Source organism: Streptomyces sp. NBC_00083, from assembly GCF_026343295.1.
Taxonomy (GTDB): Bacteria; Actinomycetota; Actinomycetes; order Streptomycetales; family Streptomycetaceae; genus Streptomyces.
The window spans coordinates 2226891-2243464 of record NZ_JAPELY010000001.1; the positions used below are offsets into that span (position 1 = coordinate 2226891).

The 16574-nt window shown below is 70.5% G+C and carries 16 protein-coding genes; 15 read left to right on the forward strand and 1 reads right to left on the reverse strand.

Translation table 11 applies throughout. The features are described 5' to 3' along the window. Positions 1 to 11: 11 nt before the first annotated feature. Entirely contained in the window at positions 12 to 578 is a 567-nt protein-coding gene (efp, locus tag OOJ98_RS09845; RefSeq protein WP_267054238.1) for an elongation factor P, read from the forward strand. 2 nt (positions 579 to 580) lie between these two features. After that, positions 581 to 1009, forward strand: coding sequence for a transcription antitermination factor NusB (nusB, locus tag OOJ98_RS09850; RefSeq protein WP_114038039.1), 429 nt, complete (start codon positions 581 to 583; stop codon positions 1007 to 1009). A 169-nt stretch (positions 1010 to 1178) separates the two neighbouring features. Here the strand turns inward: nusB and bldD are convergent, their stop codons facing one another. After that, positions 1179 to 1679 (reverse strand): transcriptional regulator BldD, encoded by a 501-nt coding sequence (bldD, locus tag OOJ98_RS09855; protein ID WP_014044812.1) that lies wholly within the window; start codon positions 1677 to 1679, stop codon positions 1179 to 1181. A gap of 297 nt (positions 1680 to 1976) precedes the next feature. Between bldD and pyrR the strand changes: the two genes are divergently transcribed. The 13 genes from pyrR (at position 1977) to metK (ending at position 16564) form a co-directional block, all read left to right on the forward strand. Then, positions 1977 to 2579, forward strand: a complete 603-nt coding sequence (gene pyrR, locus OOJ98_RS09860) for a bifunctional pyr operon transcriptional regulator/uracil phosphoribosyltransferase PyrR (protein ID WP_267054239.1) — start codon at positions 1977 to 1979, stop codon at positions 2577 to 2579. 95 nt (positions 2580 to 2674) lie between these two features. Next, the gene (locus tag OOJ98_RS09865; protein ID WP_267054240.1) at positions 2675 to 3658 is read left to right on the forward strand and encodes an aspartate carbamoyltransferase catalytic subunit; all 984 of its coding nucleotides are present in this window, start codon (positions 2675 to 2677) and stop codon (positions 3656 to 3658) included. A 2-nt stretch (positions 3659 to 3660) separates the two neighbouring features. Next, positions 3661 to 4947, forward strand: coding sequence for a dihydroorotase (locus OOJ98_RS09870; protein WP_267054241.1), 1287 nt, complete (start codon positions 3661 to 3663; stop codon positions 4945 to 4947). Further along, positions 4944 to 5582, forward strand: a complete 639-nt coding sequence (locus OOJ98_RS09875) for a hypothetical protein (protein ID WP_267054242.1) — start codon at positions 4944 to 4946, stop codon at positions 5580 to 5582. Before OOJ98_RS09870 ends, OOJ98_RS09875 begins: the two co-directional genes overlap by 4 nt. Then, a complete protein-coding gene (gene carA, locus OOJ98_RS09880) occupies positions 5579 to 6739 on the forward strand; it encodes a glutamine-hydrolyzing carbamoyl-phosphate synthase small subunit (RefSeq protein ID WP_267054243.1) in 1161 nt (386 codons plus the stop codon). The genes OOJ98_RS09875 and carA overlap by 4 nt, the downstream gene beginning before the upstream one ends. Beyond that, positions 6732 to 10040: a carbamoyl-phosphate synthase large subunit gene (gene carB, locus OOJ98_RS09885; protein WP_267054244.1), complete on the forward strand. Its 3309-nt coding sequence runs from the start codon at positions 6732 to 6734 to the stop codon at positions 10038 to 10040. Before carA ends, carB begins: the two co-directional genes overlap by 8 nt. An 81-nt stretch (positions 10041 to 10121) precedes the next feature. Further along, positions 10122 to 11234, forward strand: coding sequence for a quinone-dependent dihydroorotate dehydrogenase (locus tag OOJ98_RS09890; RefSeq protein WP_267054245.1), 1113 nt, complete (start codon positions 10122 to 10124; stop codon positions 11232 to 11234). Next, positions 11231 to 12064: an orotidine-5'-phosphate decarboxylase gene (pyrF, locus tag OOJ98_RS09895; RefSeq protein WP_267054246.1), complete on the forward strand. Its 834-nt coding sequence runs from the start codon at positions 11231 to 11233 to the stop codon at positions 12062 to 12064. Before OOJ98_RS09890 ends, pyrF begins: the two co-directional genes overlap by 4 nt. Before the next feature lie 372 nt (positions 12065 to 12436). Continuing rightward, positions 12437 to 12760 carry an integration host factor gene (locus tag OOJ98_RS09900; protein ID WP_053724505.1) on the forward strand — a complete coding sequence of 108 codons (324 nt, stop codon included), beginning with the start codon at positions 12437 to 12439 and terminating at the stop codon, positions 12758 to 12760. A gap of 38 nt (positions 12761 to 12798) precedes the next feature. Then, positions 12799 to 13392 carry a guanylate kinase gene (gene gmk / locus OOJ98_RS09905; RefSeq protein WP_267054247.1) on the forward strand — a complete coding sequence of 198 codons (594 nt, stop codon included), beginning with the start codon at positions 12799 to 12801 and terminating at the stop codon, positions 13390 to 13392. A gap of 101 nt (positions 13393 to 13493) precedes the next feature. Beyond that, positions 13494 to 13766: a DNA-directed RNA polymerase subunit omega gene (gene rpoZ / locus OOJ98_RS09910; protein WP_005319902.1), complete on the forward strand. Its 273-nt coding sequence runs from the start codon at positions 13494 to 13496 to the stop codon at positions 13764 to 13766. A 125-nt stretch (positions 13767 to 13891) separates the two neighbouring features. Next, positions 13892 to 15124, forward strand: a complete 1233-nt coding sequence (gene coaBC, locus OOJ98_RS09915) for a bifunctional phosphopantothenoylcysteine decarboxylase/phosphopantothenate--cysteine ligase CoaBC (protein WP_267054248.1) — start codon at positions 13892 to 13894, stop codon at positions 15122 to 15124. A gap of 231 nt (positions 15125 to 15355) precedes the next feature. Beyond that, positions 15356 to 16564 (forward strand): methionine adenosyltransferase, encoded by a 1209-nt coding sequence (metK, locus tag OOJ98_RS09920; protein WP_267054249.1) that lies wholly within the window; start codon positions 15356 to 15358, stop codon positions 16562 to 16564. The last annotated feature ends 10 nt before the right edge of the window (positions 16565 to 16574 follow it).

Genomic DNA, 16574 nt, shown 5'->3' on the forward strand with positions numbered 1-16574 from the left:
ATTCCGCAACCGTGGCTTCCACGAACGACCTCAAGAACGGCCTGGTGCTCAAGCTCGACGGAGGCCAGCTCTGGTCCGTCGTCGAGTTCCAGCACGTCAAGCCCGGCAAGGGCCCGGCCTTCGTGCGCACCAAGCTCAAGAACGTGCTCTCCGGCAAGGTGGTCGACAAGACCTTCAACGCCGGTGTGAAGGTCGAGACGGCCACCATTGACCGCCGAGACATGCAGTTCTCGTACATGGACGGCGAGTACTTCGTCTTCATGGACATGAACACCTACGACCAGCTCATGGTCGACCGCAAGTCCGTCGGCGACGCCGCCAACTTCCTGATCGAGGGCTTCACCGCCTCGGTCGCCCAGCACGAGGGCGAGGTGCTCTACGTCGAGCTCCCGGCCGCCGTCGAGCTGGTCATCGAGCACACCGACCCGGGCGTCCAGGGCGACCGCTCCACCGGCGGCACCAAGCCGGCCCGCCTGGAGACCGGTTACGAGATCGGCGTCCCGCTCTTCATCACCACCGGTGAGAAGATCAAGGTCGACACCCGCACCGGCGACTACCTCGGCCGGGTGAACAGCTAACCGTGGCTGCCCGGAACAAGGCCCGCAAGCGCGCCTTCCAGATCCTCTTCGAGGCCGACCAGCGCGGTGAGTCCGTGCAGACGGTCCTCGCGGACTGGGTGCGGCACTCGCGGTCCGACGACCGTCAGCCGCCGGTCGCCGAGTACACGATGCAGCTCGTCGAGGGGTACGCGGACCACGTGGACCGCATCGACGACCTGATCTCGACGTACGCGGTGGACTGGACGCTCGACCGCATGCCGGTCGTCGACCGGAACATCCTGCGGCTCGGCACGTACGAGCTGGTCTGGGAGGACGAGACGCCCGACGCGGTCGTCATCGACGAGGCCGTCCAGCTGGCGAAGGAGTTCTCCACGGACGACTCGCCGGCCTTCGTGAACGGGATGCTCGCCCGCTTCAAGGACCTCAAGCCGAGCCTGCGCCGCGACTAGCGTCCGGCGGAGACACGGCCCACGAAGGGCCCGCGGCACACACCGTGCCGCGGGCCCTTCGGCGTACCCGGGCCCGGCCCGGGGGAGCCGTGGGGGTGGAAACGCCGTCGGGCCCGGTGGGAGCGAGTGCTCCCACCGGGCCCGACGGCACGTTTCTGCTGAAGGGGCGTCAGCCCTCTTCGTGGGCGACCGCGCGGCGCGCGTCCGCGTCCAGGACGCCCCAGCTGATCAGCTGCTCGGTGAGGACCGAGGGCGACTGGTCGTAGATGACGGCAAGGGTGCGCAGGTCGTCCTGGCGGATCGAGAGGACCTTGCCGTTGTAGTCACCGCGCTGCGACTGGATGGTGGCCGCGTAGCGCTGCAACGGGCCCGCCTTCTCCGGCGGCACGTGCGCGAGGCGCTCAAGGTCGAGGACAAGCTTCGGCGGCGGCTCGGCGGCCCCGCCCGGCGTGGTGCCCGGAAGCAGCTCCTGGACCGGAACGCCGTAGAAATCGGCCAGCTCGGCAAGGCGCTGTACGGTCACGGCGCGGTCGCCACGCTCGTACGAGCCGACCACGACGGCCTTCCAGCGGCCCTGGGACTTCTCCTCCACACCATGGAGGGAGAGGCCCTGCTGGGTGCGGATGGCGCGGAGCTTGGCCCCGAGCTGTTTTGCGTATTCGCTGGACATATAGCTCCCCGGACGCTGTGACAACGTGCGGCTCCGCCGCGCGGCTGTAACTCACTGTGAGGTTACGCAGCGTTACTTGGCCGCGTCAAGCCGAATGGTCCACACCCGGGCCCCGCAGGAGTGACACGGTCCGCGTGGGGCGCGGCCCCACAGGTCATGGCGATGGTCGGGGTGCTCTCACCCGTTCGAGTGAGGGCCCCGGTACCGGAGGCCTCACGGCCCCTGGTACGGTTGGTGACGCAATTCCGACGTCCTTTAAGGTCCGTCCCGTGAGGCGGAGAAGGAGGTCCGTTTCATATGGACACGCAGCACCCGCACCACCCGCAGGATCAGACGCACCCCGATGCGGCGCGGCCCGTTCTCGAAGGCCCCGACATCGCCCGCGTCCTGACCCGTATCGCCCACGAGATCGTCGAACGCGCCAAGGGCGCCGACGACGTGGTTCTCCTCGGCATCCCGACCCGTGGCGTCTTCCTCGCCGAGCGGCTCGCCGTGAAGCTCGAAGGCATCACCGGACGCAAGACCCCGGTCGGCTCGCTCGACATCACCATGTACCGCGACGACCTGCGGATGAAGCCCGCCCGCGCGCTCGGCCGCACCGACATCCCCGGCGAGGGCATCGACGGCCGCCTGGTCGTCCTCGTCGACGACGTCCTCTTCTCCGGCCGCACCATCCGCGCCGCCCTCGACGCGCTCGGCGACCTCGGCCGCCCCCGCGCCGTGCAACTCGCGGTCCTCGTCGACCGGGGCCACCGCGAACTCCCGATCCGCGCCGACTACGTCGGCAAGAACCTCCCCACGTCGCTGCGGGAGACGGTCAAGGTCCAGCTCGCCGAGGAGGACGGCCGCGACGCCGTGCTGCTCGGCGTCAAGCAGACCGCTCCGGCCGGCGAGCAGTAGCTCCCGACGCCCCCGTACGGCCCGCACCGGCCCGTACGGGCTGCTTCTGCGCGCCCGCACGCCCAAAACCTCCACCACACCTGGAGAACCCCCAGATGATGCGCCACCTCATCTCGGCCGCCGACCTCACCCGCGACGACGCCGTCCTCATCCTCGACACCGCCGAGGAAATGGCCCGGGTCTCCGACCGGCCGATCAAGAAACTGCCCGCGCTGCGCGGCCGGACCATCTGCAACCTGTTCTTCGAGGACTCCACCCGCACCCGGATCTCCTTCGAAGCCGCCGAGAAGCGCCTGTCGGCCGACGTCATCAACTTCGCCGCCAAGGGATCCTCGGTCTCCAAGGGCGAGTCCCTGAAGGACACCGCGCAGACCCTGGAGGCGATGGGCGTCGACGCCGTCGTCATCCGGCACAGCGCCTCCGGCGCCCCCTACCGCCTGGCCACCTCCGGCTGGATCGACGCGCCCGTCATCAACGCCGGCGACGGCACCCACCAGCACCCCACCCAGGCGCTGCTCGACGCCTTCACCATGCGCCGCCGCCTGGTCGGCAAGGACGCGCTCGGCCAGGACCTGGCCGGCAAGCGCGTCACGCTCGTCGGCGACGTGCTGCACAGCCGGGTCGCCCGCTCCAACGTCGACCTGCTGCACACCCTCGGCGCCGAGGTCACCCTGGTGGCCCCGCCCACCCTGCTCCCGGTCGGCGTCGAGCACTGGACCTGCGACGTGTCGTACGACCTCGACGCCGTGCTGCCGAAGTCCGACGCGGTGATGATGCTGCGTGTGCAGCGCGAACGCATGAACGCCGCCTTCTTCCCGACCGAGCGCGAGTACTCACGGCGCTACGGGCTCGACGGCGAGCGCATGGCGAGGATGCCGGAGCACGGCATCGTGATGCACCCCGGGCCGATGGTGCGGGGCATGGAGATCACCGCCGAGGTCGCCGACTCCGACCGCTGCACGGTCGTCGAGCAGGTCGCCAACGGCGTCCACACCCGTATGGCGGTCCTGTACCTGCTGCTCGGCGGCAACGAGCCCGCCGTCAGCCACGCCCGTCCCACCGATGCGGAGAACAAGTAACCATGAGCAAGATCCTTATCCGTGGTGCGAAGGTCCTCGGCGGCGACGTCCAGGACGTCCTGATCGACGGCGAGACCATCGCCGCCGTCGGCACCGCTCTGGACGCGGGCGACGCGACCGTCGTCGACGCGACGGGCCAGATCCTGCTGCCCGGCCTCGTCGACCTCCACACCCACCTGCGCGAGCCCGGCCGCGAGGACTCCGAGACCGTCCTGACCGGCACCCGGGCCGCCGCGAGCGGCGGCTACACCGCGGTGTTCGCCATGGCCAACACCTTCCCCGTCGCCGACACCGCCGGCGTCGTCGAGCAGGTCTGGCGGCTCGGCAAGGAGTCCGGCTACTGCGACGTGCAGCCCATCGGCGCCGTCACCGTCGGCCTCGAAGGCAAGAAGCTCGCCGAGCTCGGCGCCATGCACGACTCCGCCGCCGGCGTCACCGTCTTCTCCGACGACGGCAAGTGCGTCGACGACGCGGTGATCATGCGCCGCGCCCTGGAGTACGTGAAGGCCTTCGGCGGCGTCGTCGCCCAGCACGCCCAGGAGCCCCGCCTGACCGAGGGCGCCCAGATGAACGAGGGCGTCGTCTCGGCCGAGCTCGGCCTCGGCGGCTGGCCCGCCGTCGCCGAGGAGTCGATCATCGCCCGCGACGTACTGCTCGCCGAGCACGTCGGCTCCCGCGTGCACATCTGCCACCTCTCCACGGCCGGCTCGGTCGAGATCGTCCGCTGGGCCAAGTCGCGCGGCATCGACGTAACCGCCGAGGTCACCCCGCACCACCTCCTCCTCACCGACGAGCTGGTCCGCTCCTACAACCCGGTCTACAAGGTCAACCCGCCGCTGCGCACCGAGAAGGACGTCATGGCGCTGCGCGAGGCGCTCGCCGACGGCACCATCGACATCGTCGCCACCGACCACGCCCCGCACCCGCACGAGGACAAGGACTGCGAGTGGGCCGCGGCCGCCATGGGCATGGTCGGCCTGGAGACCGCGCTCTCCGTCGTCCAGCACACGATGGTCGAGACCGGCCTGCTCGACTGGGCCGGCGTCGCCGACCGGATGGCGCACAAGCCGGCCGAGATCGGGCAGGCGACCGGCCACGGCCGCCCCGTCTCGGCAGGCGAACCCGCCAACCTGACGCTGGTCGATCCGGCATACCGTGGTGAGGTGAACCCCGCGGGCTTCGCCTCGCGCAGCCGCAACACCCCCTACGAGGGCCGTGAGCTGCCCGGACGCGTCACCCACACCTTCCTGCGGGGCCGGGCAACGCTTGTGGACGGGAAGCTGGCGTGACGTACGCATCACTGATCAATCTGGCCGCCGAGGAGAAGTCCGCCGAGGTGACCAACTGGGGCGGACGCATCGGCTGGCTCGTCGGACTCGCGCTCTTCGTGGCGCTCGTCTACTGGCTGATGCGCCAGGGCTGGCAGTGGCGCCGCCGCCTCCAGTCCGACCTGCCCGCCCTGCCCTCCCGCCCGTCACCCGCCGCCGCCCTCAACGGAGGCGGCGAGCCGCCACTGCGTGGGATGCCCGAAACCCCGGGCGAGGCGAAACTGGAGCTGAGCGGCCGCTACCACGGCTCCACCACCGCCGGGCAGTGGCTCGACCGCATCGTGGCGCACGGCCTGGGCGTCCGCAGCAAGGCCGAGCTCACCCTGACGGACGCGGGTCTCGACGTCGTACGCCCCGGGGCGAACGACTTCTTCGTCCCGGCCGACCGGCTCCGCGAGGCCCGGCTCGACAAGGGCATCGCGGGCAAGGTCCTCACCGAGGGCGGCCTGCTGGTCGTCACCTGGAGCCACGGCGACCGGCTCATCGACTCCGGTTTCCGCTCCGACCGGGCCGAGGAGCACCAGGCCTGGGTCGAGGCCATCAACTCCATGACTTCTGAACCATCCACCACCACGACGGAAGGCGCCGCACGATGACGACCTCCACCCGGGGAATCGCCCCATCACAAAAGGCGACTCCCGCCGTACTCGTCCTGGAGGACGGCCGTGTCTTCCGCGGCCGCGCCTACGGGGCCGTGGGGGAGACCTTCGGCGAGGCAGTGTTCTCCACCGGCATGACCGGCTACCAGGAGACCCTCACCGACCCGTCGTACCACCGCCAGGTCGTCGTGATGACCGCCCCGCACGTCGGCAACACCGGCGTCAACGACGAGGACCCCGAGTCGCAGCGGATCTGGGTGGCCGGCTACGTCGTGCGCGACCCCGCCCGCATGCCGTCCAACTGGCGCTCGCGCCGCTCCCTCGACGACGAGCTCGTCCAGCAGGGCGTCGTCGGGATCTCGGGCGTCGACACCCGCGCCCTCACCCGGCACCTGCGCGAGCGCGGCGCCATGCGCGTCGGCATCTTCTCCGGCGAGGCATGGGAGGGCGTCCGCGACGAGGCCCTGCTGGCCCGCGTCAAGGAGGCCCCGCAGATGCAGGGCGCCAACCTCTCCGCGGAGGTCGCCACCAAGGAGGCGTACGTCGTCCCCGCGATCGGTGAGAAGAAGTTCACCGTCGCCGCCGTGGACCTCGGCATCAAGGGCATGACGCCGCACCGGATGGCCGAGCGCGGCATCGAGGTCCACGTGCTGCCCGCGACCGCCACCGCCGACGACGTGTACGCCGTCGGCCCCGACGGCGTGTTCTTCTCCAACGGGCCGGGCGACCCGGCCACCGCCGACGGCCCCGTCGCCGTCATGCAGGCCGTCCTCGCCCGCAGGACGCCGCTGTTCGGCATCTGCTTCGGCAACCAGATCCTCGGCCGCGCGCTCGGCTTCGGCACCTACAAGCTGAAGTACGGCCACCGCGGCATCAACCAGCCGGTGCAGGACCGCACCACGGGCAAGGTCGAGGTCACCGCGCACAACCACGGCTTCGCCGTCGACGCGCCGCTCGACAAGGTCTCCGAGACGCCCTACGGGCGCGCCGAGGTCTCCCACGTCTGTCTGAACGACCAGGTCGTCGAAGGCCTCCAGCTGCTCGACCAGCCGGCCTTCAGCGTCCAGTACCACCCCGAAGCCGCCGCGGGACCGCACGACGCCGCGTACCTCTTCGACCGCTTCGTAGAGCTCATGGAGGGCCAGCGTGCCTAAGCGCTCAGACATCCAGTCCGTCCTGGTCATCGGCTCCGGGCCGATCGTCATCGGCCAGGCCGCGGAATTCGACTACTCGGGCACCCAGGCCTGCCGCATCCTCAAGGCCGAGGGCCTGCGGGTCATCCTGGTCAACTCCAACCCGGCCACGATCATGACGGACCCGGAGATCGCCGACGCCACGTACGTCGAGCCGATCACCCCCGAGTTCGTCGAGAAGATCATCGCCAAGGAGCGCCCCGATGCCCTCCTGCCCACCCTCGGCGGCCAGACCGCGCTCAACACCGCGATCTCCATGCACGAGCAGGGCGTCCTGGAGAAGTACGGCGTCGAGCTGATCGGCGCCAACGTCGAGGCCATCAACAAGGGCGAGGACCGCGACCTGTTCAAGGGCGTCGTCGAGGCCGTCAAGGAGAAGATCGGCTACGGCGAGTCCGCCCGCTCGGTCATCTGCCACTCCATGGACGACGTCATCGCCGGCGTCGACACGCTCGGCGGCTACCCCGTCGTCGTACGCCCCTCCTTCACCATGGGCGGCGCCGGCTCCGGCTTCGCCCACAACGAGGAGGAGCTGCGCCGCATCGCCGGCCAGGGCCTGACCCTCTCGCCGACCACCGAGGTGCTGCTCGAAGAGTCCATCCTCGGCTGGAAGGAGTACGAGCTGGAGCTGATGCGCGACAAGAACGACAACGTCGTGGTCGTCTGCTCCATCGAGAACTTCGACCCGATGGGCGTGCACACCGGCGACTCGATCACCGTCGCCCCCGCGATGACCCTGACCGACCGCGAGTACCAGCGCCTGCGCGACATCGGCATCGCGATCATCCGCGAGGTCGGCGTCGACACCGGCGGCTGCAACATCCAGTTCGCGATCGACCCGGCCGACGGCCGCGTCATCGTCATCGAGATGAACCCGCGCGTCTCCCGCTCCTCCGCGCTCGCCTCCAAGGCCACCGGCTTCCCGATCGCCAAGATCGCGGCGAAGCTCGCCATCGGCTACACGCTGGACGAGGTTCCCAACGACATCACCGAGAAGACGCCGGCCTCCTTCGAGCCGACCCTCGACTACGTCGTCGTGAAGGCCCCGCGCTTCGCCTTCGAGAAGTTCCCCTCCGCCGACTCCACCCTCACCACCACCATGAAGTCGGTGGGCGAGGCCATGGCGATCGGCCGCAACTTCACCGAGGCCCTCCAGAAGGCGCTCCGCTCGCTGGAGAAGAAGGGCTCGCAGTTCGACTTCACGAGCCCGGTCGGCGACAAGGACGCCCTCCTGGCCGAGGCCACGCGCCCGACCGACGGCCGCATCAACACGGTCATGGCGGCGATCCGCGCGGGCGCCACCCAGGAAGAGGTCTTCGAGTTCACGAAGATCGACCCCTGGTTCGTCGACCAGCTCTTCCTCATCAGGGAGATCGCCGACGAGCTGGCCGCCGCCGACAAGCTCGGCCCCGAGCTGCTCGCCGAGGCCAAGCGGCACGGCTTCTCCGACGCCCAGATCGCCTCCATCCGCGGTCTGCGCGAGGACGTCGTGCGCGAGGTCCGCCACGCGCTCGGCGTGCGCCCGGTCTACAAGACGGTCGACACCTGCGCCGCCGAGTTCGCCGCGAAGACCCCGTACTTCTACTCCTCCTACGACGAGGAGAGCGAGGTCGCCCCGCGCACCAAGCCCGCGGTGATCATCCTGGGTTCCGGCCCGAACCGCATCGGCCAGGGCATCGAGTTCGACTACTCCTGCGTCCACGCCTCCTTCGCGCTCAGCGACGCGGGCTACGAGACCGTGATGGTCAACTGCAACCCGGAGACCGTCTCCACCGACTACGACACCTCCGACCGGCTGTACTTCGAGCCGCTCACGCTCGAAGACGTCCTGGAGATCGTCCACGCCGAGACCCTCGCGGGTCCGGTCGCGGGCGTCGTCGTCCAGCTCGGCGGCCAGACCCCGCTCGGCCTCGCGCAGGCGCTCAAGGACAACGGCGTCCCGGTCGTGGGCACCCCGCCCGAGGCCATCCACGCCGCCGAGGACCGCGGCGCCTTCGGCCGGGTGCTCGCCGAGGCCGGCCTGCCCGCGCCCAAGCACGGCACCGCCACCACCTTCGCCGGCGCCAAGGCCATCGCCGACGAGATCGGCTACCCCGTCCTCGTACGCCCGTCGTACGTGCTCGGCGGCCGCGGCATGGAGATCGTGTACGACGAGGAGCGGCTGTCCTCGTACATCGCGGAGTCCACCGAGATCAGCCCCACCCGGCCGGTCCTGGTCGACCGCTTCCTCGACGACGCCATCGAGATCGACGTGGACGCCCTCTACGACGGCACCGAGCTCTACCTCGGCGGCGTCATGGAGCACATCGAGGAAGCCGGCATCCACTCCGGCGACTCGGCGTGCGCGCTGCCCCCGATCACCCTCGGCGGGCACGACATAAAGCGCCTGCGCGCCTCGACGGAGGCCATCGCCAAGGGCGTCGGCGTCCGCGGCCTGATCAACATCCAGTTCGCGATGGCCGGCGACATCCTGTACGTCCTCGAAGCCAACCCGCGTGCCTCGCGCACCGTGCCCTTCACCTCGAAGGCGACCGCGGTGCCGCTCGCGAAGGCCGCCGCCCGCATCTCGCTCGGCGCGACCGTCGCCGAGCTGCGCGCCGAGGGCATGCTGCCCCGGGAGGGCGACGGCGGCACCCTGCCGCTCGACGCGCCGATCTCCGTCAAGGAGGCCGTGATGCCGTGGAGCCGCTTCCGCGACGTCCACGGGCGCGGCGTCGACACGGTGCTCGGCCCGGAGATGCGCTCCACCGGCGAAGTCATGGGCATCGACTCGGTGTTCGGCACCGCGTACGCCAAGTCGCAGGCCGGCGCCTACGGTCCGCTGCCGACCAAGGGCCGTGCGTTCATCTCGGTCGCCAACCGGGACAAGCGCACGATGATCTTCCCGGCGCGCGAACTGGTCGCCCACGGCTTCGAGTTGCTCGCCACCTCCGGCACCGCCGAGGTGCTCCGGCGCAACGGCATCAGCGCCACGGTCGTGCGCAAGCTCAGCGAGGGCGAGGGCCCGAACGGCGAGAAGACGATCGTGCAGCTGATCCACGACGGCGAGGTCGACCTCATCGTCAACACGCCGTACGGCACCGGCGGCCGTCTCGACGGCTACGAGATCCGCACCGCGGCCGTCGCCCGCTCCGTGCCCTGCCTGACCACGGTCCAGGCGCTCGCCGCCGCCGTCCAGGGCATCGACGCCCTCAACCACGGTGACGTGGGCGTACGTTCCCTCCAGGAACACGCGGAACACCTGACCGCGGCCCGCGACTAGCAGACGGGGAAGCAGGGGGACACCGGAAACGGTGTCCCCCTCTTCATGAGCCCTCTCCCCGAGCCCCCGAGGACACCGACCATGTACAAGCTCTTCTTCCGCCTCGTCTTCAAGCGCATGGACCCCGAGCAGGCCCACCACATGGCCTTCCGCTGGATCCGCCTCGCGGCCCGCGTCCCCGTCCTGCGCACCTTCGTCGCCGCCGTCCTCGCCCCCCGCCACAAGGAGCTGCGCACCGAGGCCCTCGGCCTGCGCATGCACGGCCCGTTCGGACTCGCCGCCGGCTTCGACAAGAACGCCGTCGCCATCGACGGCATGTCGATGCTGGGCTTCGACCACATCGAGATCGGCACCGTCACCGGCGAACCCCAGCCGGGCAACCCGAAGAAGCGTCTGTTCCGCCTCGTGCCGGACCGCGCGCTGATCAACCGCATGGGCTTCAACAACGAGGGCTCCGCCGCCGTGGCCGAGCGCCTGGCGGCCCGCAAGGCCGTGTTCCGCACGACGGTCGGCGTCAACATCGGCAAGACCAAGGTCGTCCCCGAGGCCGACGCGGCCGCCGACTACGTGAAGTCGACCGAGCGCCTCGCCCGGCACGCCGACTACCTCGTGGTCAACGTCTCCTCGCCGAACACCCCGGGCCTGCGCAACCTCCAGGCCACCGAGTCGCTGCGCCCGCTCCTGACCGCCGTGCGCGAGGCCGCCGACCGCAGCGTCCGGGGCCGGCGCGTCCCGCTGCTCGTCAAGATCGCCCCGGACCTCGCCGACGCGGACATCGACGCGGTCGCCGACCTCGCCGTCGAGCTCGGCCTGGACGGCATCATCGCCACCAACACCACGATCGCCCGCGAGGGCCTCGGCCTGAAGTCCCCGGCCGCGCTCGTCAAGGAGACCGGCGGCCTGTCCGGCGCCCCGCTCAAGGAGCGCTCCCTCGAAGTCCTCGGCCGGCTGTACGCCCGCGTCGGCGACCGCCTCGTCCTGATCGGCGTCGGCGGCATCGAGAACGCCGAGGACGCCTGGCAGCGCATCCTCGCCGGCGCCACCCTGGTCCAGGGCTACAGCGCCTTCATCTACGAGGGGCCCTTCTGGGGCCGCGCGATCCACAAGGGCCTCGCCGCCCGGCTCGCCACCTCCCCGTACGCAACGCTCGCCGAGGCCGTCGGCGCCGAGACCCGGAAGAAGGCCGCAGCATGATCCCCTTCGGCACCCGCCTGCGCGAGGCGATGGACACCCGCGGTCCGCTCTGCGTCGGCATCGACCCGCACGCCTCCCTGCTCGCGGACTGGGGCCTGAGCGACGACATCGCCGGCCTCGAACGCTTCACCCGCACCGCGGTCGAGGCGCTCGCCGACCGGGTGGCCCTGCTCAAGCCGCAGTCGGCGTTCTTCGAGCGGTTCGGCTCGCGCGGCGTCGCCGTCCTGGAGAAGGCCGTCGAGGAGGCCCGCGCGGCCGGCGCCCTGGTCCTGATGGACGCCAAGCGCGGCGACATCGGCTCCACCATGGCGGCGTACGCGGCCACCTACCTGGACCCGGCCTCCCCGCTCTTCTCGGACGCCGTCACCGTCTCGCCGTACCTCGGCTTCGGCTCGCTGCGCCCGGCGCTGGACCTGGCCGCGAAGTCCGGCTCCGGCGTGTTCGTGCTCGCCCTCACCTCCAACCCGGAGGGCGCCGAGGTCCAGCGCTCCATCGCCGCCGACGGCCGTCCCCTTGCCCAGCTGATGCTGGACCACATGAAGGCCGAGAACGAGGGCGCCGCACCGCTCGGCTCGGTCGGCGCCGTGGTCGGCGCCACGCTCGGCGACGCCGGGGTGGACCTCGACATCAACGGCCCGCTGCTCGCCCCCGGCATCGGTGCCCAGGGCGCCACCCCGGCCGATCTGCCCGGCGTCTTCGGTTCCGCGGTGCGCAACGTGGTCCCGAGCGTCAGCCGCGGCGTCCTGCGCCACGGCCCGGACCTCGCCGCCCTGCGCGACGCGGCGGCCCGCTACGCCGACGAGGTCCGCGCGGCGGTCTCCGGAGGATGAGCCGGCGCGGCACCCCGGTGTGACATGCGTCGCATCGGGGGCCGCACGCTCCGGACGTGCCGGAACGCCCGCCGCGGGGCGCCGGGGAACGGCGAAACCGCCCCGCCGGGGACGGCGCGAGGTACGTGCACACGGAACGTTGACAAATTCCTTACGCAAAACAAGGGTGTTTTGTCTGAAAAGTCCTGATCAGCTGAGGCTGACCAGGACTTTTCGTCTGTTCTCGCTGACTGGAGCGGCCTTGGCCGCTAGTCTCCGACGAGAGCAGACGAGCACGTGCGCGAGCACGGAGGACGCTGCTCACCTGGTGTGGAGCGATCAGGTTCCGCACCGGTCCGTATCCGACAGTTCGACATCCGAGGTGACGTAGGCGTGGCTCTTCCGCCCCTTACCCCTGAACAGCGCGCAGCCGCGCTCGAAAAGGCCGCCGCGGCTCGCCGGGAGCGGGCCGAGGTCAAGAATCGACTCAAGCACTCCGGCGCCTCCCTCCATGAGGTCATCAAGTCGGGCCAGGAGAACGACGTCATCGGGAAGATGAAGGTCTCCGCCCTGCTCGAGTCCCTGCCCGGCGTGGGCAAGGTCCGTGCCAAGCAGATCATGGAGCGGCTCGGGATCTCCGAGAGCCGCCGCGTGCGGGGGCTCGGCTCCAACCAGATCGCTTCCCTTGAGCGCGAGTTCGGCGGCTCAGGGGCCTGACGTCTCGGGCATGCCCGAGAAGCTGGAATAATCGCCGCATGGCAGCAACACCCCGGGGGACCACCCCCGTACCCCCGGACGCACGTCCGCGGCTGACCGTGCTCTCCGGCCCCTCCGGGGTCGGCAAGAGCACGGTCGTCGCTCATATGCGCAAGGTTCACCCCGAAGTCTGGCTCTCGGTGTCGGCGACGACCCGCAAGCCGCGACCCGGCGAGCGCCACGGCGTGCAGTACTTCTTCGTGGGCGACGAGGAGTTCGACAAGCTCGTCGCCAACGGCGAACTGCTGGAGTGGGCGGAGTTCGCGGGCAACCGCTACGGCACCCCCCGCGCCGCCGTCCTCGAACGCCTCGAAGCGGGCGAGCCGGTCCTCCTGGAGATCGACCTCCAGGGCGCCCGGCTCGTGCGCGAGTCGATGCCCGAGGCGCAGCTCGTCTTCCTCGCGCCGCCGAGCTGGGACGAACTGGTCCGCCGGCTCACCGGCCGGGGCACCGAGGCGCCCGACGTCATCGAGCGCCGGCTCACCGCCGCGAAGGTGGAACTGGCCGCCGAGGCCGAGTTCGATACGACGCTGGTGAACACCTCGGTCGAGGACGTGGCCCGCGAGCTGCTAGCCTTGATGCGAGTTGTTTGATCGAGACGTGTGACGTCAGTCGCTCACCAGCGACGGACCCGGCACGGATCACCAGATCATCGACGCAGCTCACATCTTCGATCCCCATCGGAAGGCAGAGAGTGTCCTCTTCCATTACCGCGCCCGAGGGCATCATCAACCCTCCGATTGATGAGCTCCTCGAGGCAACCGACTCGAAGTACAGCCTGGTGATCTACGCGGCCAAGCGTGCCCGCCAGATCAACGCGTACTACTCGCAGCTCGGTGAGGGTCTCCTGGAGTACGTCGGCCCGCTCGTGGACACGCACGTCCACGAGAAGCCGCTCTCGATCGCACTGCGCGAGATCAACGCGGGCCTGCTGACGTCCGAGGCCATCGAGGGCCCCGCCCAGTAGTCAGCCGCGTAGGCGACATTCGTTCCACCACAGGCCCGGCAGCGCGACTGCCGGGCCTGTGGTGTGTCATGGGTACACACACGCAGTCCGAAGATGACAGCGCGCGGGGAGAGGCGAGTTTTCCGATGGCCAAGCCGAAGGTCGTTCTGGGGGTCAGCGGCGGCATCGCCGCCTACAAGGCGTGCGAACTGCTGCGCCGGCTGACCGAGTCGGGCCACGACGTCCGGGTGGTGCCGACCCAGTCGGCGCTCCACTTCGTCGGGGCCGCGACCTGGTCGGCGCTCTCCGGCCACCCCGTCTCGACCGAGGTCTGGTCGGACGTCCACGAGGTGCCGCACGTCCGTATCGGGCAGGGGGCCGACCTCGTGATCGTGGCGCCGGCCACCGCCGACATGCTGGCCAAGGCCGCCCACGGCCTCGCCGACGACCTGCTCACCAACACGCTGCTCACCGCGCGCTGTCCCGTCGTCTTCGCGCCCGCCATGCACACCGAGATGTGGGAGCACCCCGCCACCCAGGAGAACGTGGCGACGCTGCGCCGACGGGGCGCCGTCGTCGTGGAGCCCGCCGTCGGCCGGCTCACGGGCGTCGACACCGGCAAGGGACGGCTCCCCGACCCGGGCGAGCTGTTCGAGGTGTGCCGCCGGGTGCTCGCACGGGGGAGCGCCGAGCGGGACCTGGCCGGCCGGCATGTGGTGATCAGCGCCGGCGGCACCCGCGAGCCGCTCGACCCGGTCCGCTACCTCGGCAACCGTTCCTCCGGCAAGCAGGGGTACGCGCTCGCCCGGACCGCGGTGGCGCGGGGGGCCAGGGTCACCCTGATCGAGGCCAACACCGGGCTTCCGGACCCGGCGGGCGCGGACGTGATCCGCGTCGGCACCGCCGTACAGCTGCGGGAAGCGGTCCTGAAGGCGGCGCCCGAGGCCGACGCCGTCGTGATGGCGGCTGCCGTCGCCGACTTCCGGCCGGAGGCGTACGCGGCCGGAAAGATCAAGAAGAAGGACGGCGAGGAGCCGGCCCCGCTCGCCCTCGTCCGCAATCCGGACATCCTCGCCGAGATCTCGGCCGACCGGGCCCGCCCGGACCAGCTGATCGTCGGCTTCGCCGCCGAGACCGACGACGTCCTGGCCAACGGCCGTCTCAAGCTCCGGCGCAAGGGCTGCGACCTGCTCGTCGTCAACGAGGTCGGCGAGCGCAAGACGTTCGGCTCCGAGGAGAACGAGGCCGTCGTCCTCGGCGCCGACGGCTCCGAGACCCCGGTGCCGTACGGTCCCAAGGAGGCCCTCGCCGACACGGTGTGGGATCTGGTGGGCCGGCGTTTCGGACAATCCGGGGCCGCCTCGCGGGACCGCGACTGACCCCCTCGGGACCGCGTCCGGGGCCCCCGCGGCCCCGCGGCGGGCGCCGCCCCGACCCTCCGCAACGCCTCGCGACGACCAGATCCGGAGATCTCCGGACTCCACGGAGCGAGACACGTGGTCCATCGAACAGAACCGACCGATAAACTGGTCCACGGAACGCCGCCGGGCGCAGCTCCCGGCGCGACCTACCATGATCAGCCAGCAGCCGCTGCAACCCCAGGGAGCGTTGTGTCCCGTCGTCTCTTCACCTCGGAGTCTGTGACCGAAGGTCACCCCGACAAGATCGCTGACCAGATCAGCGACACGATCCTCGACGCGCTCCTGCGCGAGGACCCGGCCTCCCGCGTCGCCGTGGAGACCCTCATCACCACGGGCCAGGTGCACGTGGCCGGCGAGGTCACCACCAAGGCGTACGCGCCGATCGCCCAGCTGGTCCGCGACAAGATCCTGGAAATCGGCTACGACTCCTCGAAGAAGGGCTTCGACGGCGCCTCCTGCGGCGTGTCGGTGTCCATCGGCGCCCAGTCCCCGGACATCGCGCAGGGTGTCGACACCGCTTACGAGAAGCGGGTGGAGGGCGACGAGGACGAGCTCGACAAGCAGGGCGCGGGCGACCAGGGCCTGATGTTCGGCTACGCCTGCGACGAGACGCCCGAGCTGATGCCGCTCCCGATCCACCTCGCGCACCGGCTCTCGCGCCGCCTCACCGAGGTCCGCAAGAACGGCACCATCCCGTACCTGCGTCCCGACGGCAAGACCCAGGTCACCATCGAGTACGACGGCGACAAGGCCGTCCGCCTCGACACGGTGGTCGTCTCCACGCAGCACGCCAGCGACATCGACCTGGAGTCGCTGCTCGCGCCGGACATCCGCGAGTTCGTCGTGGAGCACGTCCTCAAGCAGCTCGTCGAGGACGGCATCAAGCTGGACACCGACGCCTACCGCCTCCTGGTGAACCCGACGGGCCGGTTCGAGATCGGCGGCCCGATGGGTGACGCGGGTCTGACCGGCCGCAAGATCATCATTGACACGTACGGTGGCATGGCCCGGCACGGTGGTGGCGCGTTCTCGGGCAAGGACCCGTCGAAGGTGGACCGCTCGGCCGCGTACGCGATGCGCTGGGTGGCCAAGAACGTGGTGGCCGCGGGTCTGGCCGCGCGCTGCGAGGTCCAGGTGGCGTACGCGATCGGCAAGGCCGAGCCGGTGGGTCTGTTCGTCGAGACGTTCGGCACCAACACGGTCGACAACGAGAAGATCGAGACGGCGATCACCTCGGTCTTCGACCTGCGCCCGGCCGCGATCATCCGCGACCTGGACCTGCTCCGCCCGATTTACGCCCAGACCGCCGCGTACGGCCACTTCGGCCGCGAACTCCCCGACTTCACCTGGGAGCGCACCGACCGCGTGGACGCGCTGCGCAAGGCCGCGGGCCTGTAGGCACGACACC